Source organism: [Clostridium] citroniae WAL-17108 (assembly GCF_000233455.1).
GTDB lineage: Bacteria > Bacillota > Clostridia > Lachnospirales > Lachnospiraceae > Enterocloster > Enterocloster citroniae.
This window is the reverse complement of the sequence record NZ_JH376434.1, coordinates 26,775-51,061: the sequence shown is the minus strand read 5'-3', so window position 1 is coordinate 51,061 and position 24,287 is coordinate 26,775. Positions and strand designations below refer to the sequence as shown.

20 protein-coding genes and 2 tRNA genes are annotated in these 24,287 nt (G+C 50.9%); 7 read left to right on the top strand and 15 right to left on the bottom strand.

All coding sequences use genetic code 11. The features are described 5' to 3' along the window. Together glgB and HMPREF9469_RS29325 are read left to right on the top strand one after the other, a co-directional pair. A complete protein-coding gene (gene glgB, locus HMPREF9469_RS29330) occupies positions 1–1,965 on the top strand; it encodes a 1,4-alpha-glucan branching protein GlgB (protein ID WP_007871189.1) in 1,965 nt (654 codons plus the stop codon). Positions 1,966–2,123: 158 nt separating this feature from the next. Further along, positions 2,124–2,873: a phosphotransferase family protein gene (locus HMPREF9469_RS29325; protein ID WP_007871187.1), complete on the top strand. Its 750-nt coding sequence runs from the start codon at positions 2,124–2,126 to the stop codon at positions 2,871–2,873. A 143-nt stretch (positions 2,874–3,016) separates the two neighbouring features. Here HMPREF9469_RS29325 and HMPREF9469_RS29320 read toward each other — a convergent pair whose 3' ends face one another. The 7 genes from HMPREF9469_RS29320 to HMPREF9469_RS29290 all read right to left on the bottom strand — a co-directional run bounded on the left by HMPREF9469_RS29320 (position 3,017) and on the right by HMPREF9469_RS29290 (position 12,849). After that, the gene (locus HMPREF9469_RS29320; RefSeq protein WP_007871172.1) at positions 3,017–5,476 is read right to left on the bottom strand and encodes a sensor histidine kinase; all 2,460 of its coding nucleotides are present in this window, start codon (positions 5,474–5,476) and stop codon (positions 3,017–3,019) included. An 8-nt stretch (positions 5,477–5,484) separates the two neighbouring features. Beyond that, on the bottom strand, positions 5,485–6,180 hold the full coding sequence (locus tag HMPREF9469_RS29315; protein ID WP_007871169.1) for a response regulator transcription factor: 696 nt from the start codon (positions 6,178–6,180) through the stop codon (positions 5,485–5,487). Positions 6,181–6,207: 27 nt separating this feature from the next. Further along, complete coding sequence (locus HMPREF9469_RS29310; RefSeq protein ID WP_082082468.1) at positions 6,208–7,815, bottom strand: C40 family peptidase; 1,608 nt, start codon at positions 7,813–7,815, stop codon at positions 6,208–6,210. A 270-nt stretch (positions 7,816–8,085) separates the two neighbouring features. Then, a complete protein-coding gene (locus HMPREF9469_RS29305; RefSeq protein WP_007871165.1) occupies positions 8,086–8,754 on the bottom strand; it encodes a MerR family transcriptional regulator in 669 nt (222 codons plus the stop codon). A 96-nt stretch (positions 8,755–8,850) separates the two neighbouring features. Continuing rightward, positions 8,851–10,209 (bottom strand): replicative DNA helicase, encoded by a 1,359-nt coding sequence (gene dnaB, locus HMPREF9469_RS29300; RefSeq protein ID WP_007871163.1) that lies wholly within the window; start codon positions 10,207–10,209, stop codon positions 8,851–8,853. Positions 10,210–10,319: 110 nt separating this feature from the next. After that, positions 10,320–10,766 carry a 50S ribosomal protein L9 gene (gene rplI / locus HMPREF9469_RS29295; protein ID WP_007871160.1) on the bottom strand — a complete coding sequence of 149 codons (447 nt, stop codon included), beginning with the start codon at positions 10,764–10,766 and terminating at the stop codon, positions 10,320–10,322. 34 nt (positions 10,767–10,800) lie between these two features. Further along, on the bottom strand, positions 10,801–12,849 hold the full coding sequence (locus tag HMPREF9469_RS29290; protein WP_007871157.1) for a DHH family phosphoesterase: 2,049 nt from the start codon (positions 12,847–12,849) through the stop codon (positions 10,801–10,803). A gap of 220 nt (positions 12,850–13,069) precedes the next feature. Here HMPREF9469_RS29290 and HMPREF9469_RS29285 point away from each other — a divergent pair, with 220 nt between their 5' ends. From HMPREF9469_RS29285 to HMPREF9469_RS29275, 3 genes are all read left to right on the top strand, one after another. After that, complete coding sequence (locus HMPREF9469_RS29285; protein WP_007871146.1) at positions 13,070–13,414, top strand: DUF4234 domain-containing protein; 345 nt, start codon at positions 13,070–13,072, stop codon at positions 13,412–13,414. Beyond that, the gene (locus HMPREF9469_RS29280; protein WP_007871143.1) at positions 13,407–13,802 is read left to right on the top strand and encodes a DUF2752 domain-containing protein; all 396 of its coding nucleotides are present in this window, start codon (positions 13,407–13,409) and stop codon (positions 13,800–13,802) included. Before HMPREF9469_RS29285 ends, HMPREF9469_RS29280 begins: the two co-directional genes overlap by 8 nt. Before the next feature lie 106 nt (positions 13,803–13,908). Further along, entirely contained in the window at positions 13,909–15,060 is a 1,152-nt protein-coding gene (locus tag HMPREF9469_RS29275; RefSeq protein ID WP_007871140.1) for an ROK family transcriptional regulator, read from the top strand. A gap of 110 nt (positions 15,061–15,170) precedes the next feature. Here HMPREF9469_RS29275 and HMPREF9469_RS29270 read toward each other — a convergent pair whose 3' ends face one another. The 7 genes from HMPREF9469_RS29270 to HMPREF9469_RS29240 are packed head-to-tail and all read right to left on the bottom strand — an operon-like array spanning position 15,171 to position 21,315. Next, the gene (locus HMPREF9469_RS29270) at positions 15,171–15,518 is read right to left on the bottom strand and encodes a phenylpyruvate tautomerase MIF-related protein (protein ID WP_007871138.1); all 348 of its coding nucleotides are present in this window, start codon (positions 15,516–15,518) and stop codon (positions 15,171–15,173) included. Between the two features lie 17 nt (positions 15,519–15,535). Beyond that, the gene (locus HMPREF9469_RS29265) at positions 15,536–16,489 is read right to left on the bottom strand and encodes a dihydrofolate reductase family protein (RefSeq protein ID WP_007871136.1); all 954 of its coding nucleotides are present in this window, start codon (positions 16,487–16,489) and stop codon (positions 15,536–15,538) included. Positions 16,490–16,500: 11 nt separating this feature from the next. Beyond that, positions 16,501–17,232 carry an SDR family NAD(P)-dependent oxidoreductase gene (locus HMPREF9469_RS29260; protein ID WP_007871135.1) on the bottom strand — a complete coding sequence of 244 codons (732 nt, stop codon included), beginning with the start codon at positions 17,230–17,232 and terminating at the stop codon, positions 16,501–16,503. Positions 17,233–17,253: 21 nt separating this feature from the next. Further along, positions 17,254–17,634 (bottom strand): TIGR03792 family protein, encoded by a 381-nt coding sequence (locus HMPREF9469_RS29255; protein WP_007871133.1) that lies wholly within the window; start codon positions 17,632–17,634, stop codon positions 17,254–17,256. Positions 17,635–17,683: 49 nt separating this feature from the next. Further along, positions 17,684–18,244: a flavodoxin family protein gene (locus HMPREF9469_RS29250; protein WP_007871131.1), complete on the bottom strand. Its 561-nt coding sequence runs from the start codon at positions 18,242–18,244 to the stop codon at positions 17,684–17,686. Positions 18,245–18,261: 17 nt separating this feature from the next. Next, the gene (locus HMPREF9469_RS29245) at positions 18,262–19,725 is read right to left on the bottom strand and encodes a hypothetical protein (RefSeq protein WP_007871128.1); all 1,464 of its coding nucleotides are present in this window, start codon (positions 19,723–19,725) and stop codon (positions 18,262–18,264) included. Positions 19,726–19,749: 24 nt separating this feature from the next. Continuing rightward, complete coding sequence (locus HMPREF9469_RS29240; RefSeq protein ID WP_007871127.1) at positions 19,750–21,315, bottom strand: SulP family inorganic anion transporter; 1,566 nt, start codon at positions 21,313–21,315, stop codon at positions 19,750–19,752. A 378-nt stretch (positions 21,316–21,693) separates the two neighbouring features. Here HMPREF9469_RS29240 and HMPREF9469_RS29235 point away from each other — a divergent pair. Together HMPREF9469_RS29235 and HMPREF9469_RS29230 are read left to right on the top strand one after the other, a co-directional pair. Then, positions 21,694–21,775 (top strand) — tRNA-Tyr (locus HMPREF9469_RS29235). A 96-nt stretch (positions 21,776–21,871) separates the two neighbouring features. Beyond that, positions 21,872–21,955 (top strand) — tRNA-Leu (locus HMPREF9469_RS29230). Between the two features lie 191 nt (positions 21,956–22,146). On the opposite strand, the gene HMPREF9469_RS29225 is transcribed toward HMPREF9469_RS29230, so the two are convergent. Further along, a complete protein-coding gene (locus HMPREF9469_RS29225) occupies positions 22,147–24,267 on the bottom strand; it encodes a glycoside hydrolase family 13 protein (protein WP_007871125.1) in 2,121 nt (706 codons plus the stop codon). Positions 24,268–24,287 lie beyond the last annotated feature (20 nt).

Genomic DNA, 24,287 nt, shown 5'->3' with positions numbered 1-24,287 from the left:
ATGGCAGTTAATAAACGCAATCCGGGTACCAAGAATCCGTCTGCTCCGGCAGCATCCGCCGCAAAGAAGAAGAAAACCCAGATCACCGGATTTATCTCAGACCTGGACTGCTATCTGTTCGGAGCCGGCACCCACTATGATATCTACCAGAAGCTGGGCGCCCATCCCAAGACCTATAAAGGGAAAGAGGGCATCTACTTTGCGGTGTGGGCGCCCCATGCCAGGGAGGTTCATCTGGTTGGCGATTTTAACGGATGGAACCCCGAAGCCAATCCCATGACAAAGATACCGGACTCCGGCATCTGGGAATATTTTAATCCGGGAATGCAGATGGGAGAACTCTACAAGTTTGCCATCACCACGGAATCCGGCAAGATCCTTTATAAGGCCGATCCCTTTGCCTTCAGCGCGGAATACCGCCCCGGAACCGCCTCCGTCACCACGGATATACAGGGTTTTCACTGGACAGACAAGGACTGGATCGAAAAACGCGCTGCCCAGGATGTGCAGAAGATGCCCATAAGCATCTATGAGGTCCATCTGGGTTCCTGGCGCAGGAAGAACCGTGAGGAAAAGGATGGCTGCTATACATATACGGAAGCTGCCCATGAGCTGGCCGCTTATGTCAAGGAGATGGGCTATACCCATGTGGAGCTGATGGGGATCGCGGAACACCCCTTTGACGGTTCCTGGGGCTACCAGGTCACCGGATATTACGCCCCCACATCCCGGTACGGAATGCCCAAGGACTTTATGTATTTTATAAATTACCTGCACCGCAGCGGGATCGGGGTTATCCTGGACTGGGTGCCTGCCCACTTTCCAAAGGATGCCCATGGACTGGCTGATTTTGACGGTGAGCCCCTCTTTGAATATGCGGACCCGCGCAAGGGGGAACACCCGGACTGGGGCACTAAGGTGTTTGATTACGGAAAGAATGAGGTAAAGGATTTCCTGATCAGCAATGCGCTCTATTGGGTGGAACAATACCATGTGGACGGCCTGCGGGTGGATGCGGTGGCCTCCATGCTGTATCTGGATTATGGCCGCCAGGAGGGCCAGTGGGTTCCCAACAAGTACGGCGGCAACCAGAACCTGGAAGCCATTGAATTTTTTAAACACCTGAACACCGTGGTGCAGGGACGCAACCACGGAGCCCTGGTGATCGCTGAGGAATCCACGGCATGGCCCAAGGTCACCACCCATCCGGAGGAGGACGGGCTTGGTTTTACCTTTAAGTGGAACATGGGATGGATGCATGACTTCCTGGAATACATGAAGCTGGACCCCTATTTCCGCAAATATAACCACCACCGCATGACCTTTGGACTCACCTATTTTACCAGTGAAAATTATATCCTGGTACTATCCCATGACGAGGTGGTGCATTTAAAATGCTCCATGATCAACAAGATGCCCGGTCTGGACCAGGACAAATTCTCCAACTTAAAGGCCGGATATACCTTTATGATGGGACATCCCGGCAAGAAGCTGCTGTTCATGGGCCAGGACTTTGCCCAGGTTCATGAGTGGGATGAGAAGGTGTCCCTGGACTGGTATCTGGCTGACCAGGGTGATCACAAAGAGCTGCAGGATTACGTTAAGGACCTGCTGCATTTATACAAGAAATATCCCGCCCTCTACCGTTTGGACAATGATTGGAACGGGTTCCAGTGGATCAATGCCAATGACGGGGACCGCAGTATCTTCAGCTTCCTGCGCAGGGATGAGACAGGCAAAAAGAACCTGTTGTTTATCATCAGCTTCACACCGGTGGAACGGCCGGATTACAGGGTGGGCGTTCCCAAACGAGGCAAATACACCCTGCTGCTGGACAACATCCACGGCGCCTATAAGGCATCGGAAGCCCCCGGCTTCCAGTCCTCCAAAGGCGAGTGTGATGGGCAGCCATATTCATTTTCCTATCCTCTTCCCCCATACGGAACAGCTATTTTCCGTTTTTAGGAAATCATAAGGAAATATTGTCATATAAGGCCAAAAAGTACGTTAAAAATTTATCAAATTGGGTATGTACTTTTTGACCTTGTTGTAGTAGAATAAAGGCAGTGCGATGGGTATTATGTCGCAGCACCGTTTATAATGTGTGGAAGGAGAGTGTAATTATGGCAAAACAATTAATTTCCAGTAGCGAAACAAAATCCGTTTACCGTGACGGAAACACTGCCATCAAGGAATTCTGTGAGGGCTTTCCAAAGGCTGAGGTATTGAATGAAGCACTGTGCAACGCGCGTGTGGAGTCCATCGAAGCCCTGAACATCCCGAAGGTTCTGGGGGTATCTGTTGTGGATGGCAAATGGTCCATTATCAAGGAGTTTGTTGAAGGCAAGACCCTTCAGCAGCTGATGGATGAGAATCCGGATAAGCTTGAGGAGTACATGGATAAGATGGTGGATCTGCACCTGCTGATCCATGCTCAGGCATGCCCACTCCTTAATAAGTTAAAGGAAAAGACCATCCGCGCCTTGAAATCAGAGGAGCAGCTGGATGATAACCTGCGCTACGAACTGATGACCAGACTGGACGGAATGCCAAAGCACACCAAGCTGTGCCACGGCGACTTTAACCCAACCAATATCATTGTGGGCGATGACGGCAAATGGTACGTGATCGACTGGGTACATGCTTCCCAGGGCAATGCAAGTGCCGATGTTGCCAGAACCTACCTCCTTCTCTCCTTAAAGGACAAAAAGAAAGCCGAGATGTACATGGATCTGTTCTGTGAAAAAACAGGCACAGAGAAACGTTATGTACAGGGATGGCTGCCCATCGTGGCCGCCGCCCAGCTGGTTTACAAACGTCCTGAGGAAAAGGAACTGTTAGAGAGTTGGATTAATGTATTTGAATACCAATAAAATCTGCTTACACATTATTTAGGGTTCAAAAAGGCCCCCGGGAAGGAATTTCCGGGGGCTTTTTTCGCTGTAATATTAACTAATTATATTTGTATATTTTTTACATTTTTGTGGTTTGTGTCATTTTCTTCGTGAAATATTTATCAGCTTTCTCCCTCATTTTGTAAATGATTGGAAGAATCTCCTACTTCTATCAGCTCCACATCCGCTACCACATTGTCGTGCCTGACCTCTTCCTGCTCTGTCTCCTCAGCTGCGGCTGCTTCAACGGAAGTAGGATCAACACCGATCCTCTCCGTCTTATGCTCTGCGTGCATGATGGGGAAGGACACCATTGCCTTGAACAGATCCCCGTCAATGATAACCTGGAACTGGCCATTCTGCAGTTCAGTCAGGCTCTTTGCAATGGAGAGGCCCAGGCCGCTGCCTTCCGTTGTCCTGGCCACATCTCCCCTGACAAAGCGCTCTGTCAGTTCATCCGGCCTGATGTTCAGCGGATTCTCAGACACATTCTTAATGGTAAACACGGCTTTTCCGTCTTCCTCTGACACATCCACGTACACGCGGCTGTGCTCCATGGCATACTTTACCGCATTGGTGTAAAGGTTTTCCAATACACGCCACAGCCTGCGCCCGTCCGCCTGTATGATAAGCACCTCATCAGGCACATTGCACACCAGCTCCAGGCGGCGCATCACAAAACGCTCCTCAAATTCCCCGTTGGTCTGCTGGACCAGCTCCACCAGGTCGATATCGGATATATCCAGCTTCATATTGCCCGAGCTGGCCTTGGATGCCTCCACCAGATCCTCTGTCAGCGTCTTAAGGCGCTGGGATTTCTGGTCCAGAACTTCCAGATATGCCGCGATCTTGGGATCCTGTATCTTCTCCCTCTTAAGCAGATCCACATAGTTGATAATGGATGTAAGCGGTGTCTTGATATCGTGTGATACATTGGTGATAAGGTCGGCCTTCAGGCGCTCGCTTTTTACCTGCTGCTGAAGGGCTGAGTCAAGTCCGCTGCTGATGTTGTTGAGATGCTCGCCCATATCCCTTTCCTTGCCTGTGAGACTGCCCATCTCGATCTGATACCGCGTGTTGCCCTGGGAAATGCTGCTGATCGCCGCATCCAATATATCCCTCTGCACTGCCTTTTTAAACATCTGGTGGAATATATATCCATCCATTGCCAAAAGGACCACCGCCAACCCATAGAGCAGCACATGGAAGCCGAACCGTTCCCCTTCATAGCCGAAAAGGAACAGGATCCCCCACAGCATAACTGCATTGGCGCCTAAAAACAGGAAATAACAAAGTCCCATTCCAGCGGCAAATGTGATATGGCGCACATATTCCCTGAACGTGTCAATAACCTTCTTTAAAAGGCTGTTGCTCCACAGGGTCCTGGCCTTATACCGGCGCAGCATGTTAAAGAAAAACAGGACCAGACAGCCGTAAATGATCACGGCCTTGATCACCTTATTCCAGTAGGGCCACTGTCCTTCAGCCACAAACAGGCTGAACAGGCGTATGCCCACATATCTTCCTCCCAGCAGGAACAAGGCGGTAAGGGCGGCCCAGACGGCCACGCACAGTTCGGTATAGATCTCATCAATGGGGAACAGCCTTATCTCATCGCTTTCCGGCGTGAGATGGCCTGACATCAGGATCAGGGCTGCCAGTGTGGCAATACAGCCCAGCACTCCGGCAATGATCCCGCCGATCCCCAGGATAAAGTTCTGTCTTCCGCCGCTGTATTCCCATGCAGCCATGGAATACGCATCCGTGCACGGGTAAGTGGTATCCACGGAAATGACCATGTAATAATTATCATTTCCATTGGGGTTCCATATCTCCAGCAGGGTGGCTGCATTTTCCGGGATGGTGGGCATGTTTGTCTCCATCTTAATGCTGTTTCCCGGGATATAGAGATATTTTCCCGCGCCTTTCAGGTCCTCCAGGGACATGTTCTCCACGTTGGTGTACACGCTCTCCTTCCCGCTGTCATCCCTATACACAATGCGGAACCTCAAATTTGTCTCATTCTCTATGTAGTTATTATAAATGGTGTAGTATTCACCCAGATGGTCCAGGATATCCAGAGCCAGGTCCTCTTTGGTCATCCGTTCCCCGCTTGCGTCCGCATCCACGAAGTTGGGATTGGTGCTCTGGAAATCCACGGTGATCTCTTCATCATCCTCGTCATCCATGGAGATAGGGGATCCCTTTAACTCAAAATTCTCATCCAGATAATAGCCCCGCTTTTTGATGTACCTGACGATTTCATCCAGGGTCATCTCAGCTGTCTCACCGGGACCATTGGTATAGTTGACAATGACCTTGTTCATATCCAGCTCACCGTCAGTCTCAAACATATCCTTGTATCCTACGTAAGTAAAGATACGCTCCACATCCGATGCAAGCTGGGTGGTGAAATTAGGGGAGTCCTCATAAGCCTCCTCATAAATCCACTTAATCCCTTTACCGTAATTGGAGTTCAGATACATGGCGCTGATCCCAAACACAGCGATCATCACAAAGAATATGTGGACCAGGGTCAGGATCTGTTTCTTACGCCTGAATTTCAGTCTATCTTCTGTCATAAAGCCACCTACTGCTTTTCAATCTTATATCCTACACCCCATACCACCTTCAGATACTTCGGCTCCCTTGGATTGATCTCAATCTTTTCACGGATATGGCGGATATGCACCGCCACTGTGTTGTCCGCTCCAATGGCCTCCTCGTTCCATATCTGCTCATAGATCTCATCAATGGAAAATACCTTGCCCGCGTTCTTCACCAGAAGCAGAAGGATATTGTACTCAATGGGCGTCAGCTTGATGGGTTCCCCGTCCACTGTCACTTCTTTGTTGTCATCATTGATCTGAAGCCCGCCGCACTTAAAGATCTGGCCTTCTGCCTGCTGGTTCATATTGCCCAGCTGGGTGTAACGGCGCAGCTGGGACTTGACCCTGGCCACCAGCTCCAGTGGATTAAAGGGTTTGGTTATGTAGTCGTCCGCCCCGATATTCAGTCCCAGGATCTTATCCGCATCCTCTGATTTAGCGGAAAGTATAATGATGGGTATACTGCTGGTCTCCCGCACCTTAAGCGTGGTGCGGATCCCGTCCAGGCCGGGCATCATTACATCCACAATCAGCAGATCCACTTCCCCCTTTTCCAGGTATTCCAGTGCTTCATATCCGTCATAAGCCTTGATCACCTGAAATCCTTCTCCTGTCAGATATATGTCTATGGCCTCCACGATCTGCTTATCATCATCACATACCAGTATTGTCTGCATCCTTAGCCCTCCTTGTTATGAACAGTACTAGAAAATCCTCCAAGCACAGATGAAATTGTTTGCCCACCACTGGCTCAGGCTTCTGTGTACCACACGCCCGTTACTGGAGGACGCATCGATCACGGTTCCGCCTCCTGCCGCAATTCCCACATGGCCGTTTACAACCACAATATCACCTGCCTGTATATCATTAAAATTCGTGATCTTTGTATATCTTCCCGCATTTCTCCAACCGGAGGAAGTGAGGTAACTCTGGTTAACTCCCACCTGGTTCAGACACCAGTATACAAAGCCGGAACAGTCAAATGCATTGGGACCCTTTGCCCCCCACACATATGGACTTCCAAGCTTGGAGGAGGCAACTGAGATCAATGCTCCTGCGCCCTGCCCAACGGGCTTGCTCACTGCCGGCGGAGTATTGCCTGACGGCTTGCTTGTGCTGCCGCCCTGGCTGCCTGAACCGCCCTGACCGCCTGAACCGCCCTGGCTGCCTGAGCCGCCCTGGCTTCCTGAACCGCCTGTATTGGCTGCCGGCCGTCTTACATTATCACTGGTCAGCTTAGCCATTGTCTGAACGCCCACCAGGCCGTCAGCCGTAAGTCCGTTGCGGGACTGGAAGTTCTCCACCGCCCGCTCCGTGGCCTCGCCGTAATATCCGGTTATATTGCCTGAAACAAGGTATCCGTGTTTGTTCAGCAGCTGCTGCACCTTGGTCACAGCGTCCCCCCGCTCGCCCAGCATCAGGCCGTTGGCCCTTGCATCCGGACTGTTCAGGGCGATCCTTGTGGACGGCCCCAGATAACCGTCAACGATCTGGTCATTCCTGGCCTGGAACTGCTTAACCGCCACAACCGTGTCCTCACCATAGGCGCCATCGGGCGTGGTGGTGAGGTATCCCAGTTCCTTAAGGCGCTGCTGGCATGCCAGCACCACATCGCTCTTCTCCCCGTAAGCCAGGAAGTTGGGCCTGATCTCATCGCTGTATATCAGGTTGATGGTCTTTTGTCCAACCTTGCCGTCCTGCTCCAGACCATTGACCTCCTGGAGTTTCAGGACTGCCGCTTCCGTGGAATCTCCGAAATTCCCGGTCACCAGATCCGCGGTCGCCAGATATCCCAGCTCGTAGAGACGCTGCTGAATCCGCTCAATATCATCACCCTGGGCTCCCTTGGACACCGCGTAGTACTTGGCATCCGGGGACATGATCGCATCCCAGGTAACATTTCCCACAATGCCGTCCATGGGCAGTTCATTCTGCCTCTGGAAATGCTTCACTGCCATTTGGGTCATCTCACCAAAATAATCCGTTGGCTCATCGTTATCCATAAAGCCCAGGTCCATCAGGCGCTGCTGCAGCTTTTTTACGATCTCATGACGCACACCGATCCGCAGGTACTCCGGAGCCGGCTCCGCATCCGGCAGGTCAATGTCGTTAAGTCCGGGCAGGACCTGTCCCTGAAGCCCCAGCTGTGCAATAGTCTCAGGCACAGCCTGGATCTCAGTGGCCTCCGCCGGCGTGGCATTGCCCTCCGCGGAACCTGACGCGCCTTTTGTACAGCCGTTTAGTGTCATGGACAAAGCCAGGATTCCGGCCGTGCCCGTATATGTAATGTATTTTCTATATCTATTCCTCAAATTCATGTGAAGTGCGTATCCTTCCTGGAGCGTGCTTAAGAATTACTTTCTTCCTTGGTTAAAACGCTAAAATCACATTTATTCTAACACATTTCTTACGGAATAGCGATATCATTTTTGTGGTTGTAAGAAAATTGAAAGGGGATGGAACTACCAAAAAAGGAAGGAATTATAAACCATACAGGACAGAACCCTCACTGCCGCGGCAGCGTATGTCCTGTCCTGTATCATTTTATAATTCCTTCCTTCTCTTCCGGCATGAGATCCGGACTACTTTCCATCCCTCAGCTTCTTTCCGCTGCGGCCGAATTTGCGGCGTTTGAAAAATGGGACTTTGGCAGCCGCCGCCTCAGCTTGTCCGCCCTTCTGGTAAGCCCTCAGGGTTTCATCCAGCTGGCGGAAACGCTCCTCTTCCTTCTCATCTGATGCCTGGAGCAGGAATTCCAATTCCTTTCCCATCTTTTCGTTGACCAGGCAGCTGATGTCCTGGCTCAGCTTTTCATTGTTGACTTCAAGGGCTCGTCCGATTATCAGGTTCATAATCTGCTGGAACTGTTCCATCTTCTCTTCCATGGCTACCACGGATACACCGTCACTCTTCATAGTGCTTAATGATGTGTTCCCATCCTCTTCCTTGAATTCATTCAGGGCCGCGTTCATATCACGCTCTAAAATTTCATCGGACAGCTCTGTCTGAGCTTTTCCGTCTTTCTTAAGTACCTGGTTCAGCGCGTGCTTGATCGCCTTGAGCTGAAACCCTTTTTCTTTCAGGTTCTTGACCTGCTTAAACAGGCGGATATGTAAATCCGTATAGTACCGGTGCCCCATCTCGTTACGGGGAATATCAAGTTCCAGCTCCTCTTCCCAGTACCTTAATACATGGGCCTCCACATCGACCTTTTTGGACGCATCCGATATCAGATAATGTACTTCATCCATAGCCACTCTCTCCTTCACATCTTAACAGGCATGTCCTGCCTTACTATTAGTGTATGCGTTGAGAATGGATATTATGACATTCCCGGAAAATTTTTATTACTCCTGGGGTCCTCCGCCCTGAGGTCTTGCCGCATTGACAAACTTTGTGTACTCGGGCTTCCAGATCAATGTCACCGTACCAATGGGGCCGTTTCGCTGTTTGGCTATGATCACCTCAGCCTCATTGGGATGTTCCGTATCCTTATTATAGTAATCATCACGGTAAAGGAACATAACCACGTCCGCATCCTGCTCAATAGCTCCGGACTCTCGAAGGTCGGAAAGCATGGGGCGGTGGTCCTGCCTTGTCTCACAGGCACGGGACAGCTGGGACAGGGCAATCACCGGAGCATGAAGCTCCCTGGCCAGAGCCTTAAGGGAACGCGATATATCGGAAATCTCCTGCTGCCTGTTGTCTCCCCCGCCTTTTTTGCTACCGCTCATCAGCTGCAGGTAGTCAATGATAACAATACTCAAGCCGTATTCCAGCTTCATCTTCCTGCATTTGGAGCGCAGCTCCGAGATGGAGATACCGGGCGTGTCGTCAATGATCAGCTTGGAATTACCAATAACGCCGATGCCCTCCACCACCGCGTCCCAGTCCGAATCCGTCAGGGAGCCTGTACGCAGCTTCTGGGAGTCCACATTGGACTCCATGGAAAGCATACGGTTGACCAGCTGCTCCTTGGACATTTCCAAACTGAATACCATACAGGGCAGGCTTTTGCGCACCGCCACATAATCTACCACGTTAAGCACAAAGGCAGTCTTACCCATGGAAGGGCGGGCCGCGATCAGGATAAAGTCAGAGGGCTGGAAACCGGACAGCTTGTAGTCCAGGTCAATAAAACCGCAGGGAATACCCGTTACCGTACCCTGATTCTTATAGGCGTCCTCAATCTTTTCAAGGACATTAATGGCCACCTGCTTGATGGGAACAAACTCCTGGCCTCCCCTGTTCTGAAGCAGGTTAAAAACGGATTTCTCCGTGTCCGCCAGGATATTCTCCAAGGGTTCCTTTCCCGCATAGCAGGTATTGGCGATCTCCTCCGTTGTCTTGATCAGCCTGCGAAGGACTGCCTTCTCACTTACAATGGTGGCGTAGGACTTCACATTGGCTGATGTGGGCACCATGGTCACAATGTCACGGACAAAGTCCAGGCTGCACACCTCCGGAGGCACATCCTTTTCCTTTAACCGGTCCTGAAGGGTAACCAGGTCCACGGGCTTGCCCTCATTGAACAGCTCCACCATGGTATCAAACATGATACCATATTGCTGCTGGTAAAAATCACTTCCAGTTACAATTTCCGATGCAGCGATGACTGCCTCCCTGTCCATCAGCATGGATCCGATGACGGACTGTTCCGCTTCCAGGCTGTGGGGAAGCACCCGCTTGATCAGAGCTTCTTCCATTTTAATCGTCTCCTGTATTCAAACCGGTATGCAGATCCCATACCAGTCTATGAGACCCGCTCCTTTCGGGGCGGGTCATGTCATGTTTCATTATCAGCGGCAGCTTACCGTTAAGCTTCCACTACCTTTACCGCAAGTCTGGCCGTTACCTCCTTGTGAAGCTTAATGGGAACCTCAAAGCTTCCGATGGATTTGATGGGGTCGTTTAAAACGATCTTTTTCTTGTCAATATCCAGGTTCAGCTGGTCGGAAATGGCCTTGCTGATCTCCTTGTTGGACACGGAGCCAAACGCCCTTCCGCCCTCGCCCGCCTTAATGGACAAGGTCACGGTGGACTCATCCAGCTTTGCTCCCAGCTCCTTTGCTGCTGCCAGCTGCTCTGCGGCGATCCTGGCATCATTGGCTTTCTGAAGCTTTAAGTCATTTAAGTTCTTAGAGGTAGCTTCCAGGCCAAGCTTCTTGGGCAGGATGAAATTCCTGGCATAGCCGTCATTTACCTTTACGATCTGTCCTTTTTTTCCTAATGCTTTTACATCTTCCAGTAATACAATATCCATGTCTCTTACTTCCTTTCCAATTTATAATTCATTCTCAGGAAACTTCGCCTTCCTCCAGCATCTGGCGGATGACTTCCTTTAAACGGATCTTAGCATCTTCCACTGATACGCCCTCCATCTGGGCGCCTGCTATGGTGCGGTGTCCGCCGCCCCCCAGCTTCTCCATCATCACCTGCACATTGACCTCGTCAATGGAGCGGGCGCTGAAATAAATAGTACCGTTATAATCGGTCAGCACCACCGAAGCCTTAATGCCCCGGATCTCCAACAGCTCGTTGGCGGCCTGGGCGCCGATGATGGTGGGGCTGTCCAGCCCATCTGCCGAGCACTCGCTGATGGCAAAGGCGTCCATATATACTTCCGCCTTGCGCACAGCATCGGCCTTGGCCTGATAATCCCTCATGTTCTCCCTGAACAGCTTGCGCACCCTTGTGATATCCGCGCCGCTGCGCCGTAGGAATGCGGCCGCCTCAAAGGTCCTCACACCTGTCTGGTTGGTAAAATTCTGGGTGTCGATCACAATGCCTGCATACATGGCATCCGCCTCTGCCGGCTTCACCTTGATGCCGTCCGCTATATACTGCAGAACTTCCGCCACCATCTCACAGGTGGATGAAGCATATGGCTCCACATAGGAAAGCACCGCATTGTCAATAATCTCACTGCTGGTTCTGTGATGGTCAAGTACCACAACGGTCCTGACCTCCCGCAGCAATGCCGGTTCGTCCGTAATACTGGGGCGGTTCACATCCACGATGACCAGCATGGTTCCCTGGTCCGCCACCTCTGATGCCTTTGGCCCTGTGAGGAACATATCCTCCGGATATTCCGCGTTGCCTATAAACCGGTCCATCATGGGGCGCACCGAGGATGTCACCTCGTTGACCACAATGTTGGCCTTCTTATTCATGGACACGGCAATGCGGTATATACCCACAGCTGCTCCAAAGGAATCAATGTCAGCCAGCCGGTGTCCCATGATCAAAAGCCGGTCCTTGTTCTCCATCAGTTCCCTGAGGGCATGGGCTTTCACCCTTGCCTTGACACGGGTGGTCTTTTCCATCTGCTGCGCTTTGCCGCCGTAGTACTGGATCTTACCTGAATCCTTCACAACGGCCTGGTCGCCTCCCCGTCCAAGGGCCATATCAATAGAGGTCCTGGCGTAATCATAGTTCTGGCTGTAGCTGTCCCCGTTCATACCGATACCGATACTTAAGGTCACCGCCATATCATTGCCTATGTTCACTGTCTTTACATCCTCCAGGATGGAGAAACGCTCCTCCTGGATCCTGGCCATGTACTGCTGCTTGATGACAAAGAAATATTTGTCCTTCTCAAGCTTTTTTACAATGCCGTTCATACCGGATATATACTTGCTGATCTTCCGGTCAATGAGAGCTGTCAGCAGAGAACGCCTAACCTCCTCCACGCTTTCCAGCGCCTCATCATAATTATCCAGATAGATCAGTCCGGCCACCAGCTTCTGATCATTGATCTGCTGCATGTACAAAAGAGTCTGTGTCTCATCCACCAGGTAGATGGCTGTCACAAACGACCCCTGTCCCTCCAGCCCGTTGTCAGCCACCGCTGCCTCCAGCCGGTCCACCATGACCTGCTTTAGATCAATGCGGAACTTCCTGTCCCCCAGAAAGCTGTGCACGCTTACCAGTTCACCGCCGGTTGCCAGCATTTCCTTCGTAATATCAGGGAACATGGCTGTTATATTCTTATATGAAATTTTTTCCTCTGCCAGGATTGCCGCAAACTCCCGGTTCATCCAGAGCAAATGCCCGCTTCCGTCTGCCACTGCATAAGGCATGAGCATCTCTTCCATCAGGTTCTGCCTGCTCTGGTCATAGGCAGATGAAAATGCGATCAGCCCTGCAAGTATGCCTTTTCTCCGTGAAAAATACAGCCAAAGGGCAATCCCTATATAGACAATGGTAAATACCGATACAATAATGCCGGCCTTTATGGACACCGCTCCAACAGCGGCAGTCAATATGACCATAAGGACCGACAAGAAGAGCGGCCACTGCAGGTAGACCTTAAATGTCCCCCGCGTCCTTCCTTTATCTTTCATAGTCTGCCTCCATTCGTATCCATAATCGGAATACGCCTATCTTAGTTAGTATACCATATCCAGCCCCATTCGTCCATAAAAATGAGTTTTTACCAGTAATGCACCATATGGCCGGTGTCTGAAAATGTCTTATTTTACATGCTTTTTGTTGATAATACGCAGAGCCTGTGATAGAATCTACCTGTATTGCATATCAAAACATACCAAGGAGGAAATACGTATGAAACAGCGCAATATTGTGGTCTGCATCCTGCTGAGCCTGATTACCTGCGGCTTATACGGCATCTACTGGATGATTGTGCTCAATGATGACACAAACAGCCTCTCCGGAAGACAGGGCACAAGCGGTGGAATGGTTTTCCTGTTCACACTGATCACCTGCGGTATCTACGGGCTTTTCTGGATGTACCAGATGGGAAATGCAGTGGAGATGCTTCACGACCAACACGGTGAACCAAGGGGAAGCGCACCTGTGGTCTATCTGCTTCTCAGCCTGTTCGGCCTGGGCATTGTGTCCTATGCCCTGCTGCAGAACGAGTTAAACAAATACCTTCCCAATGCATAAGCGTTTGATACGATTATGTATAAAAACAGGCGGGCTCCTGGGAGCCGGCCTGTTTTATGCATTACTCTGTATTCTGGCAGGCCATCCCCTTATCCCCTGCATGTTCCATACCATTACAGGACTGTACTGCCCCGGCTGCGGAGTGAGCCGCATGTGTCTGTCCCTGCTGTCCCTGGACTTTCAGTCGGCCTTTCAGGCTAATGCCGCCGTCATGCTGATCCTTCCACCCGGCCTTATAATCGCATTTCAAATGGCTTTCCGGTATATAAAAAGCGGCAGGCTGCAGCCCACAAGGGCCCAGAACCTGGTCCTTTACATCATGGCCGGTTTCCTCCTCCTATTCGGCATACTGCGCAATCTTCCTGCATTTGCATGGCTCAGTCCGTGAGCCGGGTCCCGGCTTTGACTTGCGGTCATTTCCTCTGTATGTTATGATATGACTAATTAAAATCATCTCCTGATATGGAATCATACTTTAACATCGAGGCATACCCATGAAAATATCACAGACCAAGGACATACGCTCAGCCAACCGGCTGACCATTATCAAACATATATTAAACAAAAAGCAGATTTCCCGCGCCCGTATTTCCGAGGAGACGGGGCTTAATAAGGCCACTGTTTCCACCATTGTAAAGGAATGGATGAGCCTGAAGCTGGTGGAGGAAACCACCATGGGTGATTCCAGCGGAGGACGGCCCCCCATCATCCTTACCCTGGCTGCCAAGGCGGGTTACTGCATTGCCGTTGATATCGGGGCGCGCCGTATCAGTCTCATCCTCACGGACCTGAACAACGATATTATCAGCCGCCGGTCCCTGTTCATTGAGAAAAAGGCGTTTTCCTACGTGTACCAGCAGATCTATGTGGCAATTGACAAAATGATCAGGGAAATACCGCCCTGCCCCTACGGGCTGATCGGCATCAGCCTGGCTGTGCGTGGGATCATTGATCTGGACGGGGTCATCCGCTTTATTCCCAAGCTCCAGTGGCACAACATCGATATTAAGTCCTTGCTGGAACAGCGCTACAATGTACCTGTGTACATTGACAATGACGGGAACCTGGCAGCTTCCATGGAATCCCGCCTTCATCCCCAGTATGAGGAGCTGACCGTACTGTGCATCTCCGATGTCATATCCTGCGGCATGATCTCCAACGGCCAGCTTATCCGCGGTTACCTGGGATTTGCCAATGCAGTTGGGCACCACACCATCAACATCCAGGAGACAAAGCAATGCTCCTGCGGCAAATACGGGTGCTGGGAACAGTACTGCTCAGACCAATACCTTCTGGACGAGATCAACCTCCATCTGGAGAAACCCCTGGAGGATATTGATGAGTTTATAGAGCTGGTTAAAAAGCAGCATCCCTCTGCGCTGGCCATCCTGGACACATACATCCGCAACCTGGCCATCGGATTGTCCAACATCATATTTTTTGTAAACTGCGAAATGATCATCCTTAACTCCCATCTCATCCAGTCCCTCCCTTACCTGTTGCCTGAGATCATGAAGGATATTGTCCTCCCCATCACCCATACCCAGGAGATCCTGATCTCCTCACTTGGAAATGAAGGGCCGATCCTTGGGGCCTCCCTCAAAGCCATTGAGGAATTTTTTGAGATTTTATCAGCCCATGGTTAGGGCGGATATGTAAACCGAAACATGACCATACAAAAAGAGGGGCACCTGGAAGATCCAGTCCCCTCTTTAACTGCCGGCGGATCCTGCATCACACCGTCTCTGCCAGCCTATTAAAAGTTCGTTCCATTCCATCCCCAGTCAGGAGATGCTTCATATTTAATGTACATGTTATCAGGCGATACCCCCAAAGTCCCGCCTAATACTCTGGTCATTTCCCCGGTCATGCGTTTGGCGCCTTCCTGATCCACGGCATTTCCCAGAATCTTTACCTCCACCATGGCGATGGGCCGGCTGCCCTTTCCTCCAAAGAACATCTGGCATCCGTCCTCAATGGACACCATAAGCCAATCCTCGCTTTTTCCCGGAAGACAGCTGATGGCCTGCCCCAATGCTTCCTTGATCTCCTCCGCAGCCTGACGGGAGGTCTTAACGTTTGTTTTTACCTGTATGCACGGCATTTTATTTGCCCCTTTCCCTAACCATAAATCAGCTTATGCCTGAAATAGAAGAAATGATCGCTGTGGGAATGGATGCTCAGCATCCTGGTATGGGGGTGGTCCTCAGAGCCAAACTCCTGCCCGAATTTGCCGATGGTCAGCGCCTGCCCGCCCACATAAATGCAGGAGTAATTAAAGAACAGCTCATCCATCATGCCCTGGGATACCAGGTAATGCATGTAGGAGGGAGTCTCCACCAGCACCTTGTTAAGGCCGAATTTCTTCATGATATAGAGGGCAACCTTGGAATCCGGCGCCTTGTCGCCTGTGGCGATCACCAGTACCTTGTTCCGGTTTGCCTTCATGGACTCGATCATTTCCCCGGTGACCTCAGAAATATCCTTAACAGGCCCCACCAGGTAGTAATCTTCCTTCATTTTTTCCCGGATAACAGGAACACCGGCAGTGCTGGTGCTGATCATCACGGGAACTTCCTTTGTTTTAAACAGTACATGGTCAAAAGGAATGTCTGTTGCATCCAGGGATGAGATGATATTCCATGGGACCGGCTCCATGCCGGCCGCCACCCTTGCATCCTCCAGCTGCTGCGAGAACACATGGGCCGTATAGTCACTCTCCGCATTCATGGTGCCCGCACCAATGATATCTCCGTCAGACACGGCCCTGAGCATGTTGAGGATCCACCAGTCGGCGCCGGCCCCATCCCCGTCATACTTGTTCAGCTTTGCAATGAGGGGCCCCTGGGGTGCGTCTGTAAATGCGATCCTTCCGTCAATGGATGTGACCAGGGACGTATATGTATAGGGACGGTCCTCGTGGAGAGCCTCAAACTTCAGGTCCCCGTAGATTTCCTCCATCTCCTCACATGTTATGGTTTCCACCTGCGCCTGGTCCAGGGAGCTGCTTCTGTAGATCTGCTTCACCCTGGTCTTTTCAATATCAAAAGGCATTTTAAATAAAGATGTTGCCATGTCATTCCTCCTTAAATCAGACTGCCGCCGCAGACCTGCATGATCTCTCCTGTGATAAACCCGCTTTCATCGCTGGACAGGAATGCAATGGCATTGGCCATATCCTCGATCTTCCCCATCTTGTGCAGGGGGTACAGGCTTGCGTATGACTCTTCCAGAGCCTTTGGATCCTCTGCCTCTGTAAACCTCTGCTCGATCATAGGTGTGCGCACCAGTCCCGGAAGGATGGCATTTACACGGATGGAAGGAGCATACTCCAGGGCAATGCATTTAGTCAGCATGATAACGCCAGCCTTGGACGGGCAGTAGCCGATGCGCTCCGGAATGGGACGCACTCCCAGGTCGGATCCCACGTTCACAATGGTGGAACCTTCCTGCTTCTTAAGCTCGGAAATAGCTGCCTTGCACATATTGAACACGCCGCCCATGTTAATGGAAAGCTCCCTCATAAAGGTGTCATAATCCGTTGTCTCCAGGGAACCCACAAAGGTAACCCCTGCGCAGCACACCAGCTTATTCACCCTGCCAAATGCCTTCACTGCTTCCTCCACCACATGCTGCGCCTGGGCAAACTCAGTAAGGTTGGCCTGTACATAGATGGCCCTGCTGCTCTCAATATGCATCTCAGGCTCAATGCCGCATCCCACAACCAAAGCGCCCTCATCCAGGAATTTCCTGGCAACTCCCTCACCGATACCGGAGCTTGCGCCGGTAACGATCACTACTTTATCTTCAAATCTCATATTCTTTTCCTCGCTCCTTTACTAGATTCTCTCAAAACGGCTCACACGGTGAACGCCGAAGTTCTCCTCATTCTGCACGCAGCGGATGAACTCGTAAGGCCGGCCGAACTTCTCGTCAAACTCCTTGATCAGTTTAGCCTGGTATTCCTTGTCATCGATCTTTCTCCAGGACTCAATGCTCTCCCAGACAAAGATGAAGTGGATTTCGCCCGGCTTGTTGTCATTGACCCAAACCTCTTTGTAAAGGAAGGGGATATGGTCAAATCCAGGCGCATATGCCTCCTTTAAAGTCCAGATCTCATGGTCAACCGCCAGATAATGCTCCACGTCCTCCGGCGCTACCTTAAAAACCAAATGTTCTACCGGATAATGCTCTCCCTTTGTGTAAGTGTAACCCTGCATGATAATTCCTCCTATTTATGTTTGTTTTATTGTAACTGTTCAGGACGGCTTATTTTACTGCCCGATTCATCTTTTCCGCCAAAGCAATAACCTGCGCCGCGATATCAGGCCTGGTTTCAAGACTGTCCCTGTCGCTGTTTGGCAGACAGACCTGGCCCAGACACTCTGTGCTCAGATCATTTAACAGGTTCTTAAGCACGATCTCCCCGCCCAGGAACTGGTTCTCAAAGGAGGGAGCGCCGCCCACCATCAGTATGGCGCCTTTGCGCAAAAATGTTTCCGGCATATCATTTCTCACATGACCTGCCCAATACACCTGGAAACGGTCGATCAGGGACTTCATCCTCCCTGTGATGGAGTGGAAATACATGGGGGAGGCCAGGATGATGTTGTCCGCTTCCTCCAGTTTCTGATAGATTTCCTGCATGCCGTCCTTGATGGCACATTCCTTCTTTTTCCAGCAGAACCGGCAGTCCACACAGGGCTTTACTTCCGTGCGGTAGGCATCGATGATCTCCTTTTCACCATCCAGGTGCTCCAGAAACAGATCCACCATCTGGCGCGTATGCCCGTTTTTTCTTGCCGCTCCTATAATTACAAGTGTCTTCACCTTTACTTCCTCCTGATTCAAGCTTTTTTCCTGTTAAAACCTGTGACATGCATTACTGCAAATACAATGATCAGCACAATGTACACCTGTATAAATCCCATATCCGGCGCATATCCTTCCGTGCCCAGTATCCCCGGGGAATGGATCATTCCAATTGCTGTCAGGGCCAGGGCCGCCCCATTGGTAATGGAGGCATTTTTCCAATTGTTGTCTATGATAAATACGAAAACACAGCCCACCAGAAGTCCCACAAATGCAGAGCCGGGGTCAAAGGCCGTAAATCCGGGAAGGGTGCCTTCCTTCATGTTGTCCACAATAAAGTCCATGACAACCGGCAGGGAAGCCATGATGACCGCCGGATAATACTTTTTATCCACCACCTCAAAAGCCTGGGAATAACTGGATATTCCTACAAATACCAGAATAGGCAGAACCACCGCTTCAGGGATAAAAGCATTGATGATGGCTGAAAGTCCGGTCAGTCCCACCAGAGCATACAGGGCAACGATTCCAAGATGATATCCCGTTCCGGATTCCATTTTCTTCCATCCCGGATATCCCCAGTACAGGCCCACGGCCAGAGGATTTCCAAAGCATGCCCCCACAATGCTGGCCACACCGCACAGCACAAGGGGTTTGGTTGTTGTAAAAAAGGTATCGCCGCATTCCTTGGCCTGCTCCACTGCCTGGATCCCTGTGATGACCTCATTCAGGGAAAACACAATGATAATGGGCAGGAATGGGATCATGGCGCTGATAACGTCAGGGTTAAAAATGTCCAGTACCGGGAGTGGTATGTAGAAACTCAGGTTACTCAGGGATTCCGTCACTGCGCCAAATCCCATGACACCGCTGATCCACGCCACAACAGAGCCGATCACAATGGCTATAAGGGCTGCGGGAAGCTTAACCTCCACCTTGCCCAGATAGATCACAAACAGTACCATCAGGGACAGCCATCCCACCAGAGGCATTTTCAGAACGCCGTTCATGGACTGCATGATCAGGAATGCCATGGCCCCTCCGGCCAGGGAGCCGAACAGTGCGCCGGCCGGCACGATCCTTAAGATGACCGGAACCACAAATGCGCCGATAATAAAGATGATCCCGCCCACCAGATGGGCCAGCACGCCTGTCTTAAACGCAAGGTCCGCGCTGCCTGTGCTTATGAATACCGGAAGCATGATGCTGTAAAGCCAGATAAACATACGGCCTGCCTGCAGACCGGCAGGGATCGCGGTCAGGTTCGGGTCGTTGCGGTCAGCCGCTATCTTCCTGTAATAGAGCCAAAGCCCTCCGTTTAGGATGACCACGGTGAGAAATACACCCGGCATCATGGTGCCGAAGATGGTCCTTCCATCCAGCCCAAATGTGCCTGCTAAAATGGCGATCGCCACGATTACCTTGGAAAATCCATCAAAGAACACGCCAATGGATGCATCCAGGTCTGCCTTTTTGAAAAAAGGTATTGCCTTTCCCATACTTATTTCCTCCTGTAATGAAAATTATATATGATCCTGCACCATGGGGTGCGGTCCTTTTTCCTCTGTCTGCTGCTCAAAATAATATCCCTTTGAAAACAGGAAAATGGCAACCGTAAGGTAAATGATCCCAAACACGATCCCCGGACCGGACAGCAGCGCGATCTCCGGACAATGGATCATTCCTATGGCCGCACAGCCCGCCATCACCAGGGCAAACCCGCCTGCCATCCGGTAGCGCCGGTCCACCACACAGGCCAGAAGACCTGCCAGCAAAAGGCTGGTGAGGAAACCACCGTTCCCAAGATACATGATGCCCTCAATGGGCACGGAATACTCGGCAAATGTTGCGGAGGATATGTTTTCCATGGCTGCCCCTGCCGCCTGCACGGACGAGCTGATGAGCGTCTGCATGTATTGGAACAGAATGGGCATCAGGGATAAAAATATCACCTGATAGTATTTCTTATCCATGGACCGGAACGTACTGTCGGTCACTGAAAAACCGATAAAGATGAGAAGCACCATCACAGCCTCTGTTGGAATAAGGGCCATCAGCACCCCGGTCATTCCCGTGGTGCAGATGACAAGGTAAAGGATACCGTTCACAAGGGAAAATCCCGCCCTTGCCCCCAGCTCCTTCCAGCCCGGATGACCGAAGTACACCGTGGTGGGAAAGGGGTTGCCAAACAGGGAGCCGGTAATGGTGGACACCCCATCCATGATCATGGACCGGCGTTCCGGATATGCATCCCCCGCCATTCTGGCTGATTCCAGCCCCTGAAGAGTGGACAGGAAATTGTTGATCTGGAGCGGGATGATCACCGGAAGAAATGGCACGATCCCCTTAAATCCAGCCGTCACATCCCCCAGGCTGAGGGAAGGGGGATAAAACCCAAGACTGGAAAAGGATTGTTCAAACTGGCCCCAAGTCAGGTATCCTCCCGCCCAGGCAGCGGCTGTGCCGATCAGGATAGCCACCACTCCGGAGGGGATCTTGGCAAACCGCTTATCCGCCTTGCCCAGGTAATCGATGATGATAATGAACAGCGGCAAAAGCCCATACACCGGCTTGTCAAACACCATGGCCAGCCCAACAATGGACAGCCATACCATGGCCGATGAGGCCATATTTCCCATAAGCGCGCAGTTGGGCACATTATTGATGATCCATCTCCCTGCAAAACCGCCAGCCACCTCTACCATGCCGCCGATAAAAGCAGCAGCCAGTCCTACCTGGAATGCCAGCTGGGCATCCCTGGTCTGCCAGTACACCGGGCCGATGATCAGATACAGCCAGCCTGAAAGCTGGGATGCGCCGATCCCAAAGGGCTGGGATGTGACATCCTGCCTCTTTTCCTTGCCGGCCAGCTGTGAGGCTTCAAAAAAGTACCACAGATTTCCCAGGAATATGGCAAGTCCGATCCCCGGCACCACCTTGCCGATGACAATGGACGCCGGCATGCCGAACACCACTGTCATGATACCTGTGGCTGTCAGGATCTTTGAAAATCCATCAAAGAAGATCCCAAAGGAGGCATCAATATCGCCCTTGCCCCACCAGTGATATTTAAATCCTTCTCTTCCCATTGTTAAATGTTCTCCATTTATTTGTTTATGTATTAAACAAACTAGCCAACAAAAGTGTATAGCCGTTTGCAAGTGCACTTATTCTCATGTCTGCAATCTGCATCTGCCGGACTTTATTTAACTATTAAACAAACTATTTAATAAAAAATGGATACTGAATCCTTTTTTAATATATCACTTCGTTATTTATTTGTCAATACTCTTTTTATTAAAAATTATAGTAACAGTTCAGGACGTTTCCCCACTGCCCCATCCAACCGGAATCGTGCTCTGTTCCAGCACCTAAAATGCACCCTGATACGTACAAAAATTGTGCAAACCTCTTGATTTTTCCCCCTGTCTGTGGTATTATAATCACTGCTTGTCAAAGCAATATTTGGGCGAATTCCCGAGTGGCCAAAGGGGACAGACTGTAAATCTGCTGCTTATAGCTTCGGTGGTTCGAATCCACCTTCGCCCACTAGCGTGTCAGTTATAGCTTAAGGACATCAGTGCATTGCGCGTAAAGGTCCTGGTTTTCAGCCGTGGCACGCACAGTAAGTACACCTGTGCTTATGCGGGTGTGGTGGAATAGGCAGACACAAGGGACTTAAAATCCCTCGGTAGCGATACCGTGCCGGTTCAAGTCCGGCCACCCGCATTAAAACAAATTCGATATTTTTAAGGTAATGAGAGAGGGACAGCCGGTTTCGGCTGTCCCTCTCTCATGTTTTGGATCTGTTTTTATTTTCATCGCAATTTATGCAAATCACCATACACAGGAAAAATCTCCGGAGATACCAGAAGGAAAAAGTACCCCTGACACTACCTGTCAGGAGTACTCTGTTCCTTCTACTTTTCTTCCCCAACCCCATCTGCAAACCGGGAATCCACCACCGGATAAAAATCTTCCGGCTTGGAGATAAACACCGCCGCGCTGTAAGGCGGCATATTCACCTTTAACACACCGTTTTTAACCCGGTACATCATGATTCCCGCATTATAACCGCTCTCCATGGTAAGTATGGGACGGCCCAGGATCATATCATCCGTGATACCCAGCTGCCACACGGGAATTTCCATCATCTGGATCTCAGGGCTGTTGGATACCACGGTCACTGCCTGGTATTCCCGGTACATGCGGCCGAATGCGATCTGCTGGTGCTTTGCCACAAGAGGCTTTACACTGCCCTTCTTGAACACGGGAAGCCGGTTGTGGATGCCTGTCATATAGCGGTGGAACTCAATCAATTCCAAGTCCTCACTGCCCCAGGGATAGGTCCTTCTGCTGTCCGGGTCTGTCCATCCGCACACACCAGCCTCATCGCCATAATATAAAGTGGGAGCGCCCGGCCATGTCATCTGGATCACCACCGCCTCCCGGAACACGGGAAGCTTTACATTCTCCGAAGCCTTCTCAGGCCCTAAGGTGCCGGTCCGCCCCACTACCTGATTGGTCCTTGTAAGGAATCTGGAATGGTCATGGTTGGACAGCTGGTTCATGGCAGTGAGCACTGTGTTGGTCTGCATACGGCTCATATGGTACTTCATGGCATTAAAGAACGCCTCTCCGTCTCCCCACACACTGCCGTTATAGCTGTCGCTGTGTTTTTCCATCCCTGTCAGGAACCATGTGACCGGCTCCATAAAGGCATCATAATTCATGATGGAATCCCACTGGTCTCCCTCCAGCCAGCTTGCCGGATCCCCATAGTGTTCCGCAAGTATAAGGGTCTGTGGATTCACTTCCTTGACCGCCTGTCTGAACCTGCGCCAGAAGGAGTGGTTGTATTCCGCCGTGTGGCCCAGGTCGGCCGCCACATCCAGCCGCCAGCCGTCAATGGAATAGGGCGGTGATACCCATTTCTTTGCAACGTTCAGTATATATTCCACCAGTTTTCCGGAATTCTCATAGTTCAGTTTAGGCAGGGTGTCATGGCCCCACCAGCCGTCATAGGTAGCGTTGCAGGGCCACGCCTGGTCCCTCTCGTCATGGAACTGGAAAAAGCTGTGGTAAGGACTGTCCTTGGTCTCATAAGCGCCTGGTTCATAGTCCCCTGAGTTCTTATAGATCTCCTCCGCATCCAGCCACTTGTTAAAAGAACCGCAGTGGTTAAATACGCCGTCCAGCACGATCTTCATACCCCGTTTATGAATCTCCTGGACAAACTCTGCAAAAAATGCATCGCTGGCCTCCAGATTTTCCCAGCCCGCGCTGCGGATGATGTATTTCTCCGCTCCCTTGTTATCCGTGGCATTCTTATCCACCAGGCTTCCGCCGTCCTTGACGATCCTGCCAAAATGGGGATCGATGTGTTCGTAATCCTGGCAGTCATATTTGTGGTTGGAAGGAGATACAAAAATCGGGTTCAGGTAAATGACCTCCACCCCCAGACTCTTGATGTAATCCAGCTTATCCCATACTCCCTGAAGATCTCCTCCGTAAAAACATCCCACATCCATGGCGGAAGGATTCCTGCTCCAATCCTCAATCTTTTGTACCGGGCGTCCTATATAAACATATTCACATGACTCCACGTCATTATCCTTGTCGCCATTGCAAAAGCGGTCCACATAGATCTGGTACATAACCGCGCCCTTGGCCCAATCAGGAGTGTGGAATCCCGGTGTGATCTTAAAATCAAAACATGCCTGGCCATCATCCACGGGTCCCAGCCTGTTATAAAGGCAGACATCCTGTCCGGATACAACTTTAAAGTGATAAAGCACCTGATCGGTGCCTACTGTAATTTCATATTCATAATAGTCAAACAAATCATCGGACAGCACTTTGGCCATCTCAACTTCTGCTTTGTCCTCCACATAATATACATGATCTGCATTGCCCCTACCGGTCCGCATACGAAGTAATACGTCATCATCCGCGTCCGGCTCAGCCGGAAAACGGTAATCCTCTGTCTCTGAGGAAAAGAGGGCGTCTTTGTTGATAAGTCGGTTTATATTGTCTCCCACTGTTGATTTCCTTTTCCTTA